The organism is Microbacterium sp. ARD31 (assembly GCF_031844425.1).
Genome location: NZ_JAUZVE010000004.1, coordinates 261428 through 280593, shown reverse-complemented (window position 1 = coordinate 280593; position 19166 = coordinate 261428). Strand labels below are relative to the sequence as shown.

Here is a 19166-nt window from a genome sequence, read left to right as displayed (position 1 = left end):
CTCGGCTGAACGGGCACCCGGACGCGGTCAGTGCACGAGTGCCTTGAGGGCGATCAGAGCGAGTCCCATTCCTGCCGTTGCGGCGGCGGTTGCCACCTTCACCACCGTGGAGGCATTGCGTTGCCGGGCCGCCCACCATCCCAATATGGCGAGGCTGACGACACCTCCCCACAGAGAAATGTCCACGGCGACATTCATCGAGAGTCCGAGGAACACGGCTACGGTCAGACAGGCGACCGGGACGATGAGTGCCCACAGGAGTCCTGCGGAGCGCTGCAGTCCTTCGCGGACCGCTTCCCGCCAGCTCATCGCACGGTTTCCGACGATCTCGGCGTAGACGTGTGCACCCCAGAACACGAGGACGGTCCCGATGGTGCGGGCGATGAGGACCGGCAGTGTCGGGTTGTAGAGAGAGTACGCGGAAATGAGACCCGCGGTCAGCACGGTCCCGTAAACGGCCTCCGCGTTCATTGCCCGAGACACCCACGGGTAGCGTCGGAGCCCCGCATCGAGGTCGAATCCTGAACCCTTCACCCACCCACCCTATTTCGCCGCGTAGCTGACGAGCAACCGGGATTCAGCGTAGTCGCGTCAGACGGCCGTCACGGCGGCCGGAACTCGTCCATGTGCAGAGCGTGGCTCCGGACCTGTTTCGCGAGCAGACTTGACATGAAGCATACTTCTCCTGTTTGATGGCTCGAGAAGGGGAGTAATCCTCGCTCCGCATCGTCAATACGTTCCCTCCGCGGGATCCGGTGCGCAGGGGCCCGCCAGGCCGATGAGACCTTCACGAATCTTTCGTGGAGGTCTTTGTCATGACTGTCCCTTTGTGGGCCTGGTTCGCCGTTCTGGGTGTGATCCTGGTCATGCTCGCCGTTGATCTGGTCGCGCACCGTAAGGCGCATGTGATCGGGGTGCGGGAAGCCGCGGTTTGGTCGATCGTCTGGGTGACGCTCGGTGTCGCGTTCGGTGTGCTGGTCTGGTCGCTGTGGGGGGCGGAGTACGGGCAGCAGTACTTCGCCGGCTACCTGATCGAGAAATCCCTCGCGGTGGACAACGTGTTCGTCTGGGCGATCATCTTCGCCGCGTTCGCCGTGCCCCGCGAGTACCAGCACCGGGTACTGTTCCTCGGTGTCCTGGGTGCGCTGATCTTCCGCGGCATCTTCATCGCCGCCGGTGCCGCGCTGATCGAGAACTTCTCCTGGATCCTTTACGTGTTCGCCGCGTTCCTGATCTACACCGGATGGCGGATGTTCCGCTCCCGCAACGACCACATTCACCCGGAGAAGTCCAAGATTCTGAAGGTGTTCCGCCGGTTCGTGCCGATGACCGACGCGTACCACGGGCAGAAGTTCCTTATCCGCAAGGCCGGGATCGTCGTGGCCACCCCGCTGCTAGCAGTGCTGGTGCTGGTGGAGATCACCGACATCATCTTCGCCGTCGACTCCATCCCCGCGATCTTCGCCGTCACGTCCGAACCGTTCCTGGTCTTCACTGCCAACGCGTTCGCGATCCTGGGGCTGAGGGCCATGTACTTCCTCCTCGCCGACCTCATCCACCGGTTCATCTACCTCAAGGTCGGACTCGCGTTCGTCCTGATCTGGGTCGGGATCAAGATGTTGCTTCTGGACGTGCTCTACATCCCCACCACCATCAGTCTCGCCGTGGTCGCCACCATCATCACCGTCTCGATTATCGCGAGCCTCCGCGCTACCCGCGGTCAAGGCCGCCGGGAGGTGCAGACCGAAGCTGCCGGAGCGTTCCGGCTCGCCAGCGACGAGGAGCTCGCTGCGGCCGAGCCGGTCTTCCGCCGCCGCGGCCGAGTGCCCGCAGGCCGGAAGGTGGGTTCCGATGACTGACCGTGCCGCCTCGGCGGCCCTGGCCCCCGATCCCCAGCTGGTGAGGAGGGGCCGCCGAGGTTCGACAGTGGCGGTGCTCGTTCTGCCGCTGCTTGCAGTGACCGGGATTCTCTCAGTCGCGTGGACTGTCGGTGTCGGCGACCGCTGCGGCGGACCTCTGCCGGGGTGCGGGAGCCTGCGCAACGCAGGAGACAATCCGGTCACGGTGCGTGAGGTCACCGATCAAACCGTGACGCACGTTATCGTCCCGGCGGGGCAGCGGGTCTTGCTCGGCGGCTCGAGCAACGAGCTGCACGTGGAAGCCGGCCAGTGCCTCCTCGTCGAGGGAGGCCCGTTCTGGGACGCCCGGACCGTGATCGACCGGACCGCTGAGACCACCGGGATGTCGCATCCGATAGTTGACTGGGGCGCGCGCGTGCAGCTGCACCACGATGCCTGCCCGGAATGGAGCTGACCGTGATCACGAAAGAGCACGATCTATGCTTGCTGCGCTACCGTCAGCTCACCACCCCGATCGATCGCGTCGTCCTCGAAGCGCCCGTTTGGCCCAATGATCTTCGCTCGTTCGTCGGGGAAGGTGATCTGTGTGTGCACGTCGCCTTACCGCGGGAACGTGCCCGATGGAGAGTGCTGTTCACCGCGGTTCGAGTCCTCGCAGACCGCACCGCCCATCTGGTAGCACATGTCCAGCCAGAGCGGGCAGGCTTCAGTCTCGACCCGGCCGTCCTGCTGCATTCTCGCACTCGACGGCACCGCGAGATCCGCACTATGGTCCTCGCAGATGCCAGGGCTGCGGGCGTTGAGTTGACCCCAGAGCAGGTGCGCGTCGAGAGCTACTCCGCCACGCGATCTTCCCTCCGCCTCCCCCCATCAGCTGGCCGTGCCCGGGCGTGGGGAGTGATGTCCGTGGCCTGGCTCCCGCTCGCCTGGCCTTACACATGACCGGCCAACGCGCGCAGCACGAAGACACGTCCGGGGGCGGGGAAGAGGCGCACGCGCGTTTCACCGCACCCATCCGCGTGTCATGCCCCGCAAGCGCGGCTCACCTGTCGTGATTGTCCACTGACGCCCGACATCACTCACCCATCCCAAAGGAAACGCTCATGAGCATGTTCGACCGCCTCACCGCCCTGGCCCACCGGGCCCTCAACAAGACACCCCCGCCCGCACACACCCCCGACAGTGAACCGCGCGACTGGAAGAGCACACTTCGTAGTGCGGTGGACGGCATTACCGGCAGCGCGGCCGCCGCGCCCGCCCCGGACAGCGCGCCGGCGACGCCCGCCCCACCGCCCCTAGCCGGAAATCCGCTCGCCCCACCCGCCGACACCGCGACGGCGCCCCCGAAAACCGTGGGTCTGACCCCACCGCCGGCGGACGATCAGGCGTCCGAGCGTGCCGCAGTCGCCCGGTACGAATATCTACTGCGCACCGCCGAGCCTGCCCAACTGGAGCGGATCCACGCGGACGCGTTCAGCCGACTCGCGCCCGCGGAACGCAACGAGCTCCAGGCGCAACTGCGGACCGAACTTCCCCCCGCCGAACAGCCCCGCACATCCCAGCCGGCTGATCTTGCCCGCACCGCTACCCGCGCCGAGGCAGCTCACCCCGGTCTCCTGGCCGGGATCCTCGCTCGCACCCCCCGAACCGGTGCCGCCACGACCGGGCAGAGGATCGGGATGACCGCTGCCAGTGCGGCCGGCGGGCTCCTGGTCATCGTCGCCGCCGGCGCGATCGGCACCACCATCGCCGCACCGCTCCTCAACGAAGCACTCGCCGCGGGCGTCGATTTCGACGCTCTTGCCAGCACGATCGACCTGTCAGGGCTCGCCACGGGACTCGAGGGCGTCACCGCCGGGGCCGCCGACTTCACGGCCGGAGCCGCAGACAGTGTCGCCGGCCTCGAGGACGTCACCGCCGGCGCCGCCGACCTAGCCGGCGGAGCGAGCGACCTCACGGCCGGAGCCACAGACAACATCGCCGGCTGGGGAGAAAACATCAGCGGCTTCGGGGAACAACTCACCAACATCGAGATCCCACACTGGGGAAACCTCTTCGGCAGATGACCGCCGCGAACCGGGCCATCACGTCAGCGTGACCCCTTTCAGCAACTGCGTTCTCACAGCGAAGTGACAACGTCGGCTTCGCTAGAAGCCAAGCGGTCATTGCCGCGCACGATAGCAACTTTCCGAGATGCTCTCACGTCCTCAGCGATGCCCTCGAAAGGTGGCAACATTGAAGCATGATGAGCGCAGTCGCACCTTCGCTTCGCAACGCAGCGCCACCCTCCGTGACTAGAGATGAAAGGGCCTGCAGCAACGGGCGAGGTATTGCACTCGCCGGGCTCGGGTTTGGGCTTTACTTCTTGCTGATCGCCTTGCTGATGCTATTCCCAGATCCGGAAGCCAATGTCTTCGGCGTCATCTTCATCGCACTGGTAGGTGTGTTCTTCACCGTGACGGGAGCACTTGGCGTTGCTCGATCTGCCAAGCGGGTGCGAGAGTACAACGCCACTCGCGGTGGGATTGTCGCCGGCGGTTGAGAATGGGTGTCGGAGAGTGGCCGCGGACCCTACGGTCAGCTCGTCACCACCCGCGCACCACCCGCTCTCCGCTGATGAGCCGGAACCGGTCGGCATGAACTCTGGTCCATCGCTGCAATTAGCATCTGCTGGCGGCTTTCGGGTCGTGCACGTCCATGACGTTGCGGATGTACGCCCAACGGAAGGAATGGCCTGTGGGCCGGATCGCAGTAACGTTGAGCCACTCCAGGATTCACGCGGAAGTGTCGGCGACAGGAAGACTGCGCCAACTGCCAAGGCAGGACCGGATGGGTCGACCATGTCGAAACGAACAATCTCCATCGACGGGCCACTCACCGACGAGCAACGCGGCGCACTGCTGTCGATCGCCGACCGGTGCCCCGTTCACCGCACGCTCGAGGGCTCGGTGGTGGTGAGTACGAACCTCGCCGCGACCATGCCCGCGGCAGCCTAGACAGCGCGGTTCCGGGGGTGGAACCTGAAGCGGAACCGTCACGACACGCCGGATCCGCCGGTCAGTCCGATCCCCCGAGGAGGACATCATGAGCCGATTCGTTGTGCTCGACCACGCGGCTATCAGCGCATCAGAGCAGATGCAGAAATCCGAGGACGCCGGCCAGGCCGAAATGCAGGCCTGGATGGCGTGGGCGCAGAAAGTCGGGCCGGCGCTCGTCGACATGGGTGCACCACTGGGCGAAACCGCCACAGTACCCGCCACCGGCGGAGGCTCGACCGCGAGCACCGCGGTGGGTTACTCGATTCTCGAAGCGCCCGACCTGAGCACAGCTGCCGCGCTGATGGAGGGGCACCCTCACCTGCGCATCGGCACGATCCAGATTCATCAAGCGATAGCTGTTCCAGGCATGTAGCCAGTGCTCCCATGTAGCACCACCCTGCCGGGGACCGCCACAATCCGAGGGCGCTGCAAGGCTTCGCAGAACTCAATGAGGTCTGTGGACAGCGATCGACAACCGCCCCAAACCGCGATTGTCGATCCCACCAGGAGCCCACACGTCTTGCAGATCGAGGGCCGTGCCCGCTGCCGCGGGCACGACGGCGCACCTCTCTGGCAGAGGCGAGGCGGTGCCTGGTGTCGGTGTCGATGCGGGTGATGAGCGCCGGGGATGGTTACAAGTACCTTCTCCGCACGGTTGCCGCGGCCGATGGGGAACGGCCGCTTTCCACCCCGCTGACACGCTACTACGCAGAGGCGGGGACGCCACCTGGGCGGTGGCTCGGGAGCGGGCTGCCGGCCGTTGCCGACGGGCGGATCGACGCGGGATCGCGGGTCTCCGAAGCACAACTCGAGCTGCTGCTGGGGATGGGGCGAGACCCTGGCACTGGTGCTCCTCTTGGGCGGGCGTATCCCGACTACGCGGCCTCTGAATCCGGGCCGGATGGTGTGACTTCACCTGGGTCGACGACCTCACAGCGGACCCGCCGCCGTGCTGTCGCCGGCTACGACTTCACCTTCTCCCTGCCCAAGTCTGCCTCCGTCTTCTGGGCGATCGCGGACGCCGACACGCAAGCGAAGATCGCCGTAGCTCATCACAAGGCCATCGACGATGTGCTCGCCTTCCTGGAGCGCGAACTCGCCGCCACGCGTGCTGGCGAAGCGGGGCGCGACGGTGCCGTCGCACAAGTCGAGGTCACTGGGTTGATCGCCGCCGCCTTCGATCACTTCGACTCGCGCGCGGGCGACCCGCAGTTGCACACGCACGTCGTGGTGAGCAACAAAGTGCGCACGGTGTTCGACGGCAAGTGGCGCTCGCTTGACGGGAGACCGCTGCACGCGGCAACGGTGGCGATCTCGGAGTTGCACAACGCCGTGTTCGCCGATCACCTGACGCGTGCGCTCGGCGTTGGGTGGGAGCGGCGCGAGCGCGAAGCGGATCGCAACCCCGTCTGGGCGATCGCAGCCGTTCCCGAGGAGCTCCTAGCCGAGTTCTCGTCGCGCTCGCGTCACATCGACATTGAGAAGGATCGCCTCATCGACGAGTACATCGCTGCGCACGGGCGCGCACCGTCGAAGGTCACGGTCATCCGGCTACGTCAGCAGGCGACGCTGTCGACGCGTCCCGAGAAACAACTCCGATCACTCGCGGAACTCACGCACGAATGGCGCACCCGCGCCGCTCGACTGCTCGGACGCGATGCGACAACATGGGCGCGAGACGTCATCCGAGACGCGGAAGCCCCGACGCCGTTACGCGCGGAAGACGTGTCGCACAGCATCCTGAACCAACTCGCGGCGCGCGTGGTCGAGGCCGCAAGCGAGCGTCGGAGCACTTGGACTCACTGGAACCTCTACGCCGAAGCCGCGCGGCAGACGATGGGATGGCGCTTCATCGCAACCGAAGACCGGGAGGCGATCGTGGGAATGATCACGGATGCCGCGGAGCAACGCTCCGTTCGGCTCACGCCGCCCGAGCTTGCACTCTCGCCCGCCGAGTTCCGACGTGCGGATGGCACGAGCGTCTTCCGTCCAAGGAACTCCGAGCGCTACTCGTCGATCACTCTCCTGGATGCGGAGGAGCGCCTGCTCGCCGCGTCGCAATCAACCGCCGGACCGGTGGTCGGCGGGGCAACCCTCGAGCACGCCGAGCGAGCGCGCCGCAATCACGGGATCATCCTCGGAGAGGATCAGCGCAACGCCCTGCATTCGATCGCAACCTCATCGCGCAAGCTCGATGTCTTGATCGGCCCGGCCGGTGCCGGCAAGACGACAGCGATGCATGCCCTGCGACTCGCGTGGGAGCACGAGCACGGGCGCGGCTCGGTCATCGGGCTCGCGCCTTCCGCTGCCGCCGCTCGCGAACTTGCCGACGACCTCGGCATCGCCACCGAGAACACGGCCAAGTGGTTGCACGACAATCGCCAAGGGCACGCGCCGCTGCGCGCGGATCAACTCGTCATCATCGACGAAGCATCCCTCGCCGGCACGCTGACGCTTGATCGCATCTGCAGTGTCGCGATGCGCGCGGGTGCGAAAGTCCTCCTCGTGGGGGACTGGGCGCAGCTGCAGTCGGTCGATGCAGGCGGCGCGTTCCGGATGCTGGTCGAAGCACGTCCCGATGCTCCCGAGCTCGCAGACGTCCATCGCTTCCGGCACGCATGGGAGAAGGACGCGTCCCTCGACCTGCGCAACGGGCGCCTTCAGGCACTGGATGCATACGGCGCGCACGACCGGATCATTGGCGGCGATTCCGATGCAATGTCCGATGCGGCCTACAGCGCGTGGCTACGAGACATGGCCTCCGGCATGTCGTCAGTGCTCGTCGCCGACACGGGGGAAGCGGCCGGCGCACTCAACCGGCGTGCGCGTGCCGAACTGATCCTCTCGGGCGTCGTGAATGCCAGCGCCGAAGCGCCGCTGCGCGATGACATGGCAGCATCCGTCGGCGACGTCGTCATCACCCGGAAGAACGACCGCCGCCTGCGATCAGGCAGCAACTGGGTGCGCAACGGTTCGCGGTGGCGGGTCGTCGCGGTTCGTCGCGACGGCTCTTTGCGCGTGCGAAACCTGGATCGCATCGCGGCTCGACCGCTCTGGCTGCCTGCCGAGTATGTGGCTGAGAATGTCGACCTCGGTTACGCGGTGACCGCCTACCGCGCGCAGGGGATCACGACCGACACTGCGCATGCAGTCGTCGAGCCTGGAACGACGCGCGAGAACCTGTACGTCGCGATGACGCGGGGGAGAGTCTCGAACACTGCCTACGTGGTTACATCGCGTCCCGACGAGAATCACTCCGCGCGATACCCCGGCAATCGCCCGGATGCGACGGCCCGCGACGTCCTCGTCGGCGTACTTGGCCATGTGGGAGCCGAGTTGTCGGCACACGAGACGCTCGCCACCGAGCAGGAGAGTTGGGGTTCGATCGCACAACTCGCTGCCGAGTACGACACGATCGCGTCGTCCGCACAGCGGCCACGGTGGACGAACCTCATTCACGCATGTGGGCTTCCAGCCGCGCTGGCCGAGGCCGCGATCGCTTCGGACGCGTTCGGTGCACTGACTGCCGGCCTTCGACGCGCAGAGTCGCTCGGGCACAACGTCGACGCGCTGCTCCCACGCATCGCGGCTGCGCGTGGATTCGAAGATGCTCAGGATGCCGCGGCCGTGCTCCACGAACGTCTCGAGCGAGTTCTGGCTCAGCCGTCGAGTGGCAGCTCGCGGGGGAGCGGACGCCGGTTGATCGCCGGCCTCATCCCTGCGGCAATGGGGGAAATGGATGCTGACATGCGGCGTGCCCTCGACGAACGGGCACATCTCATCGAGGAGCGTGCGTCGGCTCTCGTCGATTCTGCGGTGGCGTCGGGGGAGAGGTGGGTCGCTTCGCTCGGACGCATCCCCATCGATCCAACGCGAGCAGGTGCCTGGCGGCACCAGGCGCGCATCGTTGCCGCCTATCGTGACCGGTACGGCGTTTTCGAGGATGACGCGCTCGGCACTACCGCTACGTCGCCGAACCAGCGGATGGATGCCGCGGCCGCGGCCGTGGCGCGGGATCGCGCGATCTGGCTGTCGCGCACTGACCCTCCTACCCAGCCGCGTCGGGCACTCGGCCGCGCGGGCGCTGTCCACAGCCTGTAGCGGGTGGTCCTATCGACGCAGGAGGGGCGCGCGTAGCCTAAGCGCAACGCAAGCCCCACGTCTGACGGAGAGGCCTGGCCGATGTTCCAACTTCTGATCGCCCTCGTGAGTCGCATCTACGCGTTCTTCCAGCGGAGCATGCCGACGAACATCCTGATCCGCGCCACGCACACCCGCCGCGGCCTCAAGTGGGGCGTGCCCGCGATGCTTCTCGCCGTCGTCTACATCGTGATCGCCTCGGCGCTGGCGCAATGGGTGGCCGGCGGCGCGCCGGGTTGGATCAACCTGCTCGTGCTCGTGTGCCTCTGGAACGCGCTCAAGTTCGTGGTGAATGGGCCAGTCACGCTCCTGCGTCTGGCGCGCGTGCGGGCAATCGAACGGCGCCAGCACGACGCAGGCGTGGTCATGGACGAAACAATGCCGACTGGCTGAGATCTACGCGACGACGCACCGACCTCAGCCTGCTTTGCTGATTCGATAGTCGTCCGCTCACCGTTCATGTGACTGCACCGGTCCCGCGGGCGGATCCCCATACACATATCGGGATCAGGACGGGCGTCGCGTCCGCCCCGCGACGACGGGCGATTGCATCGCTCGTCACGGTGTTCGAATTGAGCTGCATCGCTCGGACCGCGCCCACATCTAACGATCCATCCGCCGCCCGAGACTGTGACAGATACTCGTTGAGGATCGTTCCCCAGTTCCCGTCGTCACCGCCAACGTTCGGCAAGCGTGGCGCGACCATCAGGCACGTCCTCCGCGATGTTGCTTGTCACCCCCGGTTGTCTTCGCCATAGCTCCTCCCGCAATTTGCCCCTAACAATGAACCATGAGCGCGATGCTGACAAGCCTTCGCTTGCCGTAGAAGCCACAACGTTCGCGCTGCCGAGGGCACGTGGTGGCGGTCCGGCCTAGCGTCTCGCGTTAGGCAGCGCGAGGATTGTTGGCATGGATCCGGGAGAGGGCAGCGACCCGGACACGAGCCTCATCCAGCTCAACCCTGCGCAGACAGAAGTGCTCGCGTGGATCGTTGAGGGCTGTCCGTCCGGCGTCTATCCCGACGACTCGTTCGGGCACCGGATCACCGCGCGAGCGCTCAAGAATCGCGGGCTCGTCGAGATCTCCGGTCATGGCGAGTCGTGGCGTGCGACTCCAACTGAACGCGGCAGTGTTTGGCCGGCGGCCGTCGACGCCGACCGGCGCGAACACGCAGCCCGTCACGCCGCCGCACTGCGCAGCAACGTGGCGATCGACAAGTCTCCTCCCGCGCCTGGGAAGTCGATCAAGCCCAGGCTGCCGAATCGCGCCCGCCCACGTAAGCCCGTCCCCGTCAAGCAGGTCAACAAGCAGGAGAGCTACATGCGCTACAAAGTCGTCGTGACACGCGTGCAGGTCGCGGAGCGCTGGATACGCGCGACGGACGAAGAGGACGCGGCACGCAAGGTCCGTGAAGAGTTCGAGAAGCCCTACGCATACTTCGGGCACTGGGAGACGAGGGGCTCGGAGATCGAGATCGTCGAGGCGGAGCAAACCACTATCATCAAGCCGAACCTCCTCGACGAGTCCGGCCCGATGATGCTCACGCTAAAGGATGCGGCTGCCGCGCTCGGCATCCCGTACTCGGCGCTCTACGAGCAGAGCAACCGCGGTGACATCGAGTACACCCGCATCGGCTCGCGCAAGTACATCTCACGCGAGTCGCTGATGTCCTTCATCCGCGAGAACACGCATCGCGGCTACTCACCGAGTTAGCCTTGCTGCGGCACCCCTGCTTCGAATCGCGGCGCGCTCGGCGCGATACGCTTGTAGCGCTGGCCTCTGTAGCTCAGTGGAAGAGCCACTCCGTCCTAAGGAGAGGGTCGGGGGTTCGAATCCCTCCAGGGGCACATTTTTCGTCTCTCATCAGGTATTTATCTGACGAATCAGCGCGCGCTCCTTCCTTGATAGCGGCGGTGACTTCCGCTCGCGTTCCAACGACGCAGGGATCTCACTCATCGCAGCGTTGAGTCGTTGCGCGACTCCGTCGAGGTCGTCGTCGAATAGATCGGGGTAGGTATCGAGTGTCATCGCGGCAGACGCATGCCCGAGCATCCGTTGCACCGCCTTGACGTTCGCCCCGGCGCTGATCGCGAGCGACGCAGCCGTGTGCCGAAGGTCGTGCGGTGTGAGTCGCGGTATCGACGGATCTTCCTTGCGGGCTCGCCTCACCGACGTCGCGAACCAGCTGCGGTCGTCGCTCTCGTGCTTCATGTGCGTCACACCGTTGCCGAACAGCAGACCATCCGGCCCCTTGTCTGCGCACGCAGCCTTGATCAGCGGAGCGAGCCGCTCCGGGTACGGCACGGAGCGACGCTCGTGCGACTTGGGCGTGCCGACATGGATCTGCCACTTCACGAGCACCGCATTCTCTTCGACATTGAAGCGATGCCGCGCCGGACTGACGTGACGGACGCGGAGCGCCGTCGCCTCGCCCCAGCGCAGCCCGGTGTACGCCAGCACCAGCACGAGCGTCGGATGGGCGGAGTTGGCGGCGAGCGTGCTCACCTGCTCGTGCGACAGGTATACCCGCGGCTTGCTCAGCCCGCGCTGCGGCAGCGTCCGGAGGTTCCGTGCCGGGTTCACGGCGATCCGGTTGTCGTCCACCGCGACGTCGATAATCCCGGCCAGCACACCGAGGGCGCGCATGACCACCGATCGTGACCTCCGCGTCGCCATATCGGACACCCACGCCTGCACCTCTGACTTGTGGATCGAGGAGAGCTCGCGGTCACCCCACACCGGTGCAACGTGCGCGTTCCAGGACGTGACGAGTGGCTGAAACGAGGCGGGCTTCAGCATCGGCGGCTGCTTCGACTCGAGCCACCCAGTGGCGAGATCACCGATGCGCATCTTCGAGAGTGCGGGATCGATGTAGTTACCCATGGCCTTCGACACCGTAACCGTCGAGAGGAACAGCTCCGCTTCGCGCTTGGTGACAAAGCCGCGCTTCTCCGTCGGTGTCCCGTCAGGCTTCGCGTACCGTGCTCGGTACCGGCGCCCTTTCGCGGTCTCGTACGCCCCGATGAATCCCATGGTTATCTCCTGCGGCGAAAGTCCAGTAGTCCGCTTCCCTCGCCCGGGTTCTCGACGTCTGTGATGACGTCGTGATGCCCGCACGCAGGGCAGGCGTAACCGGCCGGGTTGCCACGCATCAGGACGCCGCACTCCGGACACCGCGGCTGTTCACCGGAGATGAGCGCGTCGGTCTTCTCGTCCATGGCTCCAGCGTAGGGCGGGGTCGTTTCGTCGGCTCGGGGGAGCAAGTTCGGTCTGACTCGGTGCCTCGGCGTGTCTCCCGACTCCAAGTCGCGAAATCTGCGAAGGTGGGATCACGCACATAAGTGCGGCCAAAATCAGGGCGAGCCTCCGGGCCGCCCTTTCTCTTTGCCGGCGTGTGCTTGACAAGTAGTGTCACCCCCTGGGGCTACGCTGACGCTGTGCGGTAGTTCGCGCCCTAGATTCAGCCGGTCATCGACCGGCTTTTTTCATGCCCTCCCGGCATCTCTCGACTCCGTGATTCGTTTAGTCACGGTCGCCCGCTCGGCCACCGGCCGGGCTCCACCTCATGAGGAGGTTGCGTCATGCTCGAGGTCTTTCAGGCCCTCGGTCTCGCGTCCCCTCTGCTCGCGGTCATCAGCACGTTCGTGCTGAAGCTGCTGCCGCTCGTGTCGGAGCGCGCCAACAAGCGCGCGGTCCGACTCGCTCGCGCACGCCGCAAGTAGAGCACGCGCGAAAACGCCAATCGCCCTTATGAGGGGAGAGCTCTGCCCAAAATCAGGTGAAATGGGCTCGGAGTGCGGTCCGCAGGCCTCATCAGTTCCGATTTAGCCCGTGTCGTCGCGAGTCCAGTGCGTCTTTGAAATGGCTCTCTGCGAGGTCGATGTCACGCGTCGGAGTCGACGGATCAAAGACACGCAGCACCGAGAAGCGGAAGCTCGAAGGATTGAGACCACGCAATTCGACGTTGCCACCGTGCCCGTTAGTCGCGTACGCCGTCCAGCGCTGACGGATGCTCTCCGCTCCGTCCGCCTTACCGACGTAGTGCCTCCCATCGCGGGTGTCGGTGATGAGGTAGATGCCAAACACGGACGAGAGGGCCGTACGCCACGACGCGTAGCGGTGCTCCCGCATGACCGCCTGGAGTTGGACGTGACTGAGCACGAGTCGATCGAAGCCCGGGAACGGGATCGGCTCTGCATCAGCGATGCCCATGACTGGATAGCCCGCTGCTGTGATGGCGTTGATCCACCAGCTCCGCGGCGCCCGCCACCCAATCACGAGGCGCCTCCGAAGGTCAGCCATGTGCTCCGACTCGATGGCGTCGAACGTTCGAATGATCCCGTTGTTCTCTACCTCGCCGCGACTCTCGAGGACTGACCACAACCGCGCTTGGTCACCGCCCTCTTTGATGAACACAACCCACAGCGGAGGAGGCGTCGCCGGGAACCTCCTCGTGTCAGCCGACTGCCTCTGGGTGTACTCCAAGATCTCGGAGTGCGTCGAGTCCGTGTGTAGGCCGGTCAGGCCGCTCTCCACAGTCTCCTGTGCGAAGGCATGGCGAACGACGAGCGCCTTGGTGGGATCGATGCCCGCGTCAGTGAGCAGCGGTCCTAGCGTGAGAGGCATGTCCCGAACGTAGCGGGTACAGGGGTGCCTAGGCGGACGGCGTCGAGGTGGCAATCTCGACGCAGAGCGCGCGGAGCTTGGACAGTTCGGGGAGCGCTGCCGGATTGTCGCGAAGATTCAGCAGCGGCGTGTGGGACCGGATGAGCGCAACCTCTGTGACATGCACGCCCTCATCGAACGCGACCCAGGACACGACGAGATTCTCGTTGATCCACTCCACGACGGCAGCGGTGTCCGCGGGGGAGAAGCGGAAGTTCCGCTGGTTCCCCTTTGCAACAAGCGACCCGACCGCGGGCCGGTAGCCGAGCACCGCGCCGATGCTTCGGAAGAACGTTCCGTGCCCGCGTCCCCGGATCTCGTTGCGCAGGAAGCGCGCTCTGAGCGTCTGTCCGGTGGCCTCGCCGAGGTAGATGAGATCCGAGTCACGCTCTTGAGCGATCGACCGGTACGGCTCCGGCAACACGTCGATGCTTCGAACACGGATTGCGTAAAGCCCGAATCGATCGGGTACGTCGTCGTCGATATCGCGCGCAGAACGGAAACCCGCAGAAGCAAGGAGGGCAGCCGCAATAGCGCTTGGTTGTTCGCTGCTCGGCGCGAATACTGGGCGGTGCGGCGACTCCTCCTCGGCTGGTGGTGGCGAATTGACTGTGATGTCGACGGCGACATCGGCGGGTACTGCTCGGTCGACGAGCCAGATACCGCCACTCGTTGCGACGAACAGTGCTGGGTACTTTCGGACGCGCGCGCTCACCTGCCCTGCTGGGAGGGGCGTGCCATCACCGCGCACGTACAGCCCGCGCCGGTTCACCTCATCCGCAATCTGCCGTGGCGTGAGCGGACGTCCGGCACGTGTCAGCACCTCTTCGATGGCGAGGTGAAGCGTCATTGGTCTGCCGCTCAGCTCGTCGGTGCGGCTGACGCGGCTTCGGTAGCGCGCTCGCGGAGCACCGTGAGAATCTCTGGGCGATAGCGCTCTCTGATTCGGTGCTTCACGCCCTGCTGCATCTCCTTGATCAGCTTGGCGACCTTCTCGGCTTCATCGAACTCGCCACCTGCCGCGAAGAATGCGCGGAGCCAGATGTTGGCGTCGAGAGCATAGCCAGCGGCGGTGAAGACCCGAAGGAGCTGCACAACCGCATCCTTGCCGTTGCCGCTGGAGAGCCCGTTGTACTGCTCATTTACCCAGCACTTTGCGGCCTCGAGCTGGACCGGATCGGGTGCGGCTACCGCCTCGCCCGTGTGTAGATTGAGCGCACCCATCCCGTCGAGCCATGTGCGGACCATGTCGCGTGGAGACCAGACGATCACGAAGACGCGTCCGACCGATCCCGCTTCGACAACCTCACGAAGGAGATCGCAGTCTGCCACCTTATACGGGTGCAGAATTGCGAGCGGTCGCTCTAGCTTCTTGTCGCTGCCGCGAAGCTGCCCGAGTTCGGAGAGGTTGATCACGGAGCGATCACTGGCGAGTGGGGTGACGTAGTCCACGAACTCTCGATCTGCGCTATTCGAGGACTGGTACTTCTTCATGTCCCACGTCGCGAACACGTATGGCGGGTCGCAAAGCCAATCGCGGATGACCGCGCTCTGCGGCACCATTGCCGTGCCGTGCTGTCCCCAGTCTTCGCGAATCATGTATGCGAGTTCGGTCATGCCCTGAGTGTGGCGGATCCCTCCGACATTCGGGGCTTCACCGATTGCCCGTCGTTGTGGAATGAACAACGAGCATTGACATTTCTGTCCGACTGTTCATACTCAGTCATCCGCTCCTCGTCGGGGCGCGGTGTAGAGGATCCCATCCCGAGATCATCCGCCGCTTCCGATGAGGAGGGCTCACCCATGAGTGAGAACGAACCACCTGAGGTGCCGGCCACGGCCCTCGGACCGATCCGCCCGTTGTCCATCAGGATCACGGATGGCCTGCGCGCCCAGCTGGATGTGATCGCCCAGCTGAACGACCGAGCGTCACTGAAGAGATCCGTCTGGTCCTGGAAGCCTGGGTCGAGACCAGCAAGTCCGACCCGAAGGTGCTCCAGCGTGCCGAGACGGTCCGCGACGAGATCGAACGCGAGGCCCAGACCAGGCAGAGCGCCATCGAGGCCATCTTCGGAGCCAGCGCACCGACTGGAGCGAAGACTCCGACGCCGCGCGGCAAGCCGTCGCAGACGTAGGTCACGCACGGCATGTCGGTTCGGAAGACTCCCTCCCCGTAGCTGGGGGACGGAGAGGGGCGGTCGTCCCGGGGATCGAGTGCGTGAGCGCACTCTCTCCGGGCGACTGCCCAAGCAGACCTCGTTGTCCGCCTGCGGCTTCCCATCAAGAGAACCAACTGAGTTCTCGGCCGCTCACGACAAGGAGGACTGAAGTGGTGAGAGGACTACTCATCCCATCGGGCGAAGACCCGATCGAGGAACGGACGCTCGCGTCCCTTCCGGACTACCAAAAAGCCGTCGGCGGCTGGATCGAGGCCATTGATCTGCCTGACGTCGGCATCACGATCTACGTCAACGAGGAAGGACTGCTCCGGCAGCTCCCGTTCAACCCGCGCGCGACCTTCCTCTGGTGTAGCGGATGCGCGACACCAGACGATGCTCGTGGGCAACGCGCTCGTCGTCGGGCTACCGGACCGCAGCGGTGAGAGCACCGACGTGCCTGACACGGTCGCGGAGCTGTTCCTCCGTCCTGGCGTGTGGCGCGTCGAGGTGCAGACCACCGACGGACCAATCTGGTTCCGCAACCAGATGACCTACCAGGACTACTGGGAGGCACTCGTCTGGGCGATGGTCACGCTCGAGCGCTGGAAGCCCGCGGTTGACGTGCGGATCGTGCCTGTTCCGTGGGATGAGGCGATTGGTCTGCCGACCTCGAACCCGACAATCTGATCCTCGTCGTATGGCGGCGACTACCGATCTGAGCAAACCTTCGAGGATTTCGGGCGGTGGTCGCCGCCTTCTTCAGTTGTGTGAGGCGCGCGGTCAGTACTCGTCGCGGGTGACAAGGATGTCGGTGATTGCAGCTTCGGCGGTCTCGTTGTCGGCCTCGACGCGGACGTCTACGACGAGTGTGCACTCGATGGTCCGCGTGGCCTCCACGTAGTGCTCTTCAAAGCTGCCGGGGGAGACGTCCCATTCTTTTCCAAGGACAAAAGCTTCGCCCCGGTACACCATGCCTTCCACGGACAACCTGGCCGACGCCCTAACGTCCCAAATCATCGTCTCGGAGACTGTGTCGACGAGTTCGGCTTCGAGGGTGCCTTCGTCGATCTCGACCCACGTGACAGAGACACTCTCGACCGGCTGGAGCTGGAACGGGAACGCGTCGATGCTCTCCCACTCTTGATCTGCGAGCGCGAGGAAGGCGTGCTTCGCCGCCCTCTCGGCGGCGCTCCGCGCGGGCTCCGTCGCTTCTTCGGGAAGCTCTTCCCCTGGTGGCGTGCCCGGACTCGTGACTGGTCGCTTCTTCAGTTCGCGCACCTTTGCCGCGGCTTCGGACATGCCCTTTATGAGCTGCACATCAACTTCCGCTGGTAGCTCCGCGGAAAGGTCCGCCGCGAGCCCGTTCTTCCCCTTCTCGGCGAAATCTGTTGTGTTCGCGGTGACGAAGAGCACTTCTTCCACATCTGTCTCGGCGCCGATCCACTCGAGGAGCGAATGCCAGATCAAGGCGTCACGGTACCCCTTACCTGAGCGATTGAAAGGCGGCCGCGTCGCGATGTCGCGTGAGACCAGGTCAGCGTGCGAGACCGACGGCAACGGCAGCACGTGAACGTGACGGGTGGCCAGCCGTGCGCGGAGCGCCGGTTCGAAATCTTGTGTCCGCGGTTCTTCCGGCTCGACCAGGGCCACACCATGCGACTCCAGATACTCGAGATTCGACGAGATCGCCTCGCGAAGCTTCTCGGCCTTCTCGAGTACTTGGCGACCAAGCTCCAGGATCGTCACCTCGGAAATGGCGATCTTGATCAGGCCGGACTTCGCGGCGCTCGCAAGAGAATCCCAAGCCGCGGTGCGCATCATGGAGTCCTGAGAGAACGCTGTCGTGTCTAGAAGGATGAGCGTCGGTGATGCCACGCTCAGATCGTATCGACAGCTGCGATCGTCGTGGTCGCTCAGATTTAGCCCGCTAACCGCAGGCCGACTCGGGCTAAGCGATCGACTGTCGTTCGGATAGGTCTTCCTCAGTGAGCGCTACTTGACGTGTGACGGATGCAATCGCCGCATCAGCGCGAACGCTTCCGAAACGGGGTTCGACACCAAGCACGTTGAACGCGCCTCCGCCGGTCCAGGACACCGCAGTCGAGATCCCGCCCTGATCGTCGCCCCTGACAACGGAGTTGAGCCTTGGGAGCGTGAAGTCCGCCACGGTCTGCGCGTTCCGCTCGACCGTGATCCATCGCCTCCGCATCTTGTGCGCCGCCGCGGCGGTTGTGCCACTTCCGGCGAAGATATCGACAACGAGATCACCAGGGTTCGTGGCGATGTGAATGATGCGCTCCAGCAGTGACTCCGGTTTAGGAGTGTCGAACACCTCTATGTCAGGGAACAGCGCCAGCAGATGCCGTTTTGCGTCGTCGTTCGTGCCAGTGTCGCTAGACCCCCATACGGTGAACGGCACGAGGCCGCGGAGCTGGTGTGCGAACAACTTGAGACGTGGGGATCCGTCGCCGCCCTTTGGGAACCAGATGCGATCCTCCGCAAGAAGCTCCCGATAGGTCGGCTCTGTCGCATACCAAGAGCGCCCACGAGGTGGACGGAGAACAGCTCCCGTAGGCGTGACGATGTCGTACTGCTGTGCGCGGCGGTAGCCGGGAGCAGTGAAGGGAGCGTCAGCCCACGGACCTCGAGGGTCGTCGTCGCGATTGCGTAGTACCGCGTCGTCCTTAACCAGCAGGTTTCTCGACGTCTTCCACTTCTTCGGCCCGCTTGGGGCATACACGAGGATCGTGTCGTGGTTCGACGAGAACGCGGCACGAGAGTCGCGTGTCATCTTCTTCTGCCAGATTACGGAAGCCACAAACGCCTGCTCGCCAAACACCTCGTCCATCACTGCTCGGGCACGGTGCACCTCCGCGTCGTCGAGATGAACCCAGACACTAGCGTCGTCCGTGAGATGTGCTTTCAGCGCGACGAGGCGGTCGCGCATCATCGACAACCACTGAGCGCGGTGCATCGAATCGTTGTACTGGCGGAAGTTCACCTGCGTGTTGAAAGGCGGATCGATGTAGACCAGTCGAATCCCTGAGTTCAGCGCAGGAGTCTCCGCAAGCGCTTCAAGGACGTCGAGTCCATCGCCGATTGCAAGGACGTTCGATGTCGCAGACAGTTCGGCCTTACTGATGGGGCGAACCTTCAGAGGCTTGGTTAGCCGTCGATCGGACGGCTCAAGCCACTCGTACCCCATCCGTCCCGAGGCTCGGAGCGTGAGGTGCTTGTTCGGCCACACGAGCTGGACGTCGGACATCTATCTGGGTACCTCGCTGGGCGTCGGGACGGCGAGCCAT

Annotated in this window: 20 protein-coding genes and 1 tRNA gene; 13 read left to right on the top strand and 8 right to left on the bottom strand. The window is 64.9% G+C overall.

Annotated elements, in window-relative coordinates:
- Positions 1-27: 27 nt before the first annotated feature.
- Positions 28-534, bottom strand: a complete 507-nt coding sequence (locus Q9S36_RS14905) for a hypothetical protein (protein ID WP_155947953.1) — start codon at positions 532-534, stop codon at positions 28-30.
- A 281-nt stretch (positions 535-815) separates the two neighbouring features.
- Between Q9S36_RS14905 and Q9S36_RS14900 the strand changes: the two genes are divergently transcribed.
- The 10 genes from Q9S36_RS14900 (at position 816) to Q9S36_RS14855 (ending at position 10884) form a co-directional block, all read left to right on the top strand.
- Positions 816-1859: a TerC family protein gene (locus Q9S36_RS14900; protein WP_036272489.1), complete on the top strand. Its 1044-nt coding sequence runs from the start codon at positions 816-818 to the stop codon at positions 1857-1859.
- A 67-nt stretch (positions 1860-1926) separates the two neighbouring features.
- Entirely contained in the window at positions 1927-2313 is a 387-nt protein-coding gene (locus Q9S36_RS14895; RefSeq protein WP_311285774.1) for a hypothetical protein, read from the top strand.
- A 649-nt stretch (positions 2314-2962) separates the two neighbouring features.
- On the top strand, positions 2963-3925 hold the full coding sequence (locus tag Q9S36_RS14890; protein WP_311285773.1) for a cation-transporting ATPase: 963 nt from the start codon (positions 2963-2965) through the stop codon (positions 3923-3925).
- Between the two features lie 176 nt (positions 3926-4101).
- Complete coding sequence (locus Q9S36_RS14885) at positions 4102-4401, top strand: hypothetical protein (RefSeq protein ID WP_311285772.1); 300 nt, start codon at positions 4102-4104, stop codon at positions 4399-4401.
- Between the two features lie 298 nt (positions 4402-4699).
- A complete protein-coding gene (locus Q9S36_RS14880; protein ID WP_231478573.1) occupies positions 4700-4855 on the top strand; it encodes an OsmC family protein in 156 nt (51 codons plus the stop codon).
- 88 nt (positions 4856-4943) lie between these two features.
- Positions 4944-5270 carry a hypothetical protein gene (locus Q9S36_RS14875; RefSeq protein ID WP_051526160.1) on the top strand — a complete coding sequence of 109 codons (327 nt, stop codon included), beginning with the start codon at positions 4944-4946 and terminating at the stop codon, positions 5268-5270.
- 242 nt (positions 5271-5512) lie between these two features.
- Entirely contained in the window at positions 5513-8998 is a 3486-nt protein-coding gene (mobF, locus tag Q9S36_RS14870; RefSeq protein WP_396653782.1) for a MobF family relaxase, read from the top strand.
- An 81-nt stretch (positions 8999-9079) separates the two neighbouring features.
- Positions 9080-9430, top strand: a complete 351-nt coding sequence (locus Q9S36_RS14865) for a sulfate permease (protein ID WP_311285771.1) — start codon at positions 9080-9082, stop codon at positions 9428-9430.
- A gap of 516 nt (positions 9431-9946) precedes the next feature.
- Positions 9947-10750: a helix-turn-helix domain-containing protein gene (locus Q9S36_RS14860; RefSeq protein WP_311285770.1), complete on the top strand. Its 804-nt coding sequence runs from the start codon at positions 9947-9949 to the stop codon at positions 10748-10750.
- Between the two features lie 62 nt (positions 10751-10812).
- Positions 10813-10884, top strand: a tRNA-Arg gene (locus tag Q9S36_RS14855).
- A gap of 16 nt (positions 10885-10900) precedes the next feature.
- Here the strand turns inward: Q9S36_RS14855 and Q9S36_RS14850 are convergent.
- Positions 10901-12070, bottom strand: a complete 1170-nt coding sequence (locus tag Q9S36_RS14850; protein ID WP_311285769.1) for a site-specific integrase — start codon at positions 12068-12070, stop codon at positions 10901-10903.
- A gap of 2 nt (positions 12071-12072) precedes the next feature.
- Complete coding sequence (locus Q9S36_RS14845; RefSeq protein ID WP_311285768.1) at positions 12073-12255, bottom strand: hypothetical protein; 183 nt, start codon at positions 12253-12255, stop codon at positions 12073-12075.
- Between the two features lie 363 nt (positions 12256-12618).
- On the opposite strand from Q9S36_RS14845, the gene Q9S36_RS14840 reads away from it, so the two are divergent.
- Positions 12619-12759: a hypothetical protein gene (locus Q9S36_RS14840; protein WP_179559146.1), complete on the top strand. Its 141-nt coding sequence runs from the start codon at positions 12619-12621 to the stop codon at positions 12757-12759.
- Positions 12760-12850: 91 nt separating this feature from the next.
- Here the strand turns inward: Q9S36_RS14840 and Q9S36_RS14835 are convergent, their stop codons facing one another.
- The 3 genes from Q9S36_RS14835 to Q9S36_RS14825 are packed head-to-tail and all read right to left on the bottom strand — an operon-like array spanning position 12851 to position 15319.
- Positions 12851-13663: a GIY-YIG nuclease family protein gene (locus Q9S36_RS14835; RefSeq protein WP_311285767.1), complete on the bottom strand. Its 813-nt coding sequence runs from the start codon at positions 13661-13663 to the stop codon at positions 12851-12853.
- Positions 13664-13691: 28 nt separating this feature from the next.
- Positions 13692-14552: a winged helix-turn-helix domain-containing protein gene (locus Q9S36_RS14830; RefSeq protein ID WP_311285766.1), complete on the bottom strand. Its 861-nt coding sequence runs from the start codon at positions 14550-14552 to the stop codon at positions 13692-13694.
- A gap of 11 nt (positions 14553-14563) precedes the next feature.
- Positions 14564-15319, bottom strand: a complete 756-nt coding sequence (locus Q9S36_RS14825) for a hypothetical protein (protein ID WP_311285765.1) — start codon at positions 15317-15319, stop codon at positions 14564-14566.
- A gap of 601 nt (positions 15320-15920) precedes the next feature.
- On the opposite strand from Q9S36_RS14825, the gene Q9S36_RS51620 reads away from it, so the two are divergent.
- Entirely contained in the window at positions 15921-16304 is a 384-nt protein-coding gene (locus Q9S36_RS51620; RefSeq protein ID WP_396653769.1) for a DUF3846 domain-containing protein, read from the top strand.
- A complete protein-coding gene (locus tag Q9S36_RS14820; RefSeq protein WP_311285764.1) occupies positions 16261-16548 on the top strand; it encodes a hypothetical protein in 288 nt (95 codons plus the stop codon). Before Q9S36_RS51620 ends, Q9S36_RS14820 begins: the two co-directional genes overlap by 44 nt.
- A 93-nt stretch (positions 16549-16641) precedes the next feature.
- Here the strand turns inward: Q9S36_RS14820 and Q9S36_RS14815 are convergent, their stop codons facing one another.
- Positions 16642-17736 carry a PIN domain-containing protein gene (locus Q9S36_RS14815; protein ID WP_311285763.1) on the bottom strand — a complete coding sequence of 365 codons (1095 nt, stop codon included), beginning with the start codon at positions 17734-17736 and terminating at the stop codon, positions 16642-16644.
- Between the two features lie 73 nt (positions 17737-17809).
- Entirely contained in the window at positions 17810-19126 is a 1317-nt protein-coding gene (locus Q9S36_RS14810) for a site-specific DNA-methyltransferase (protein ID WP_311285762.1), read from the bottom strand.
- Positions 19127-19166 lie beyond the last annotated feature (40 nt).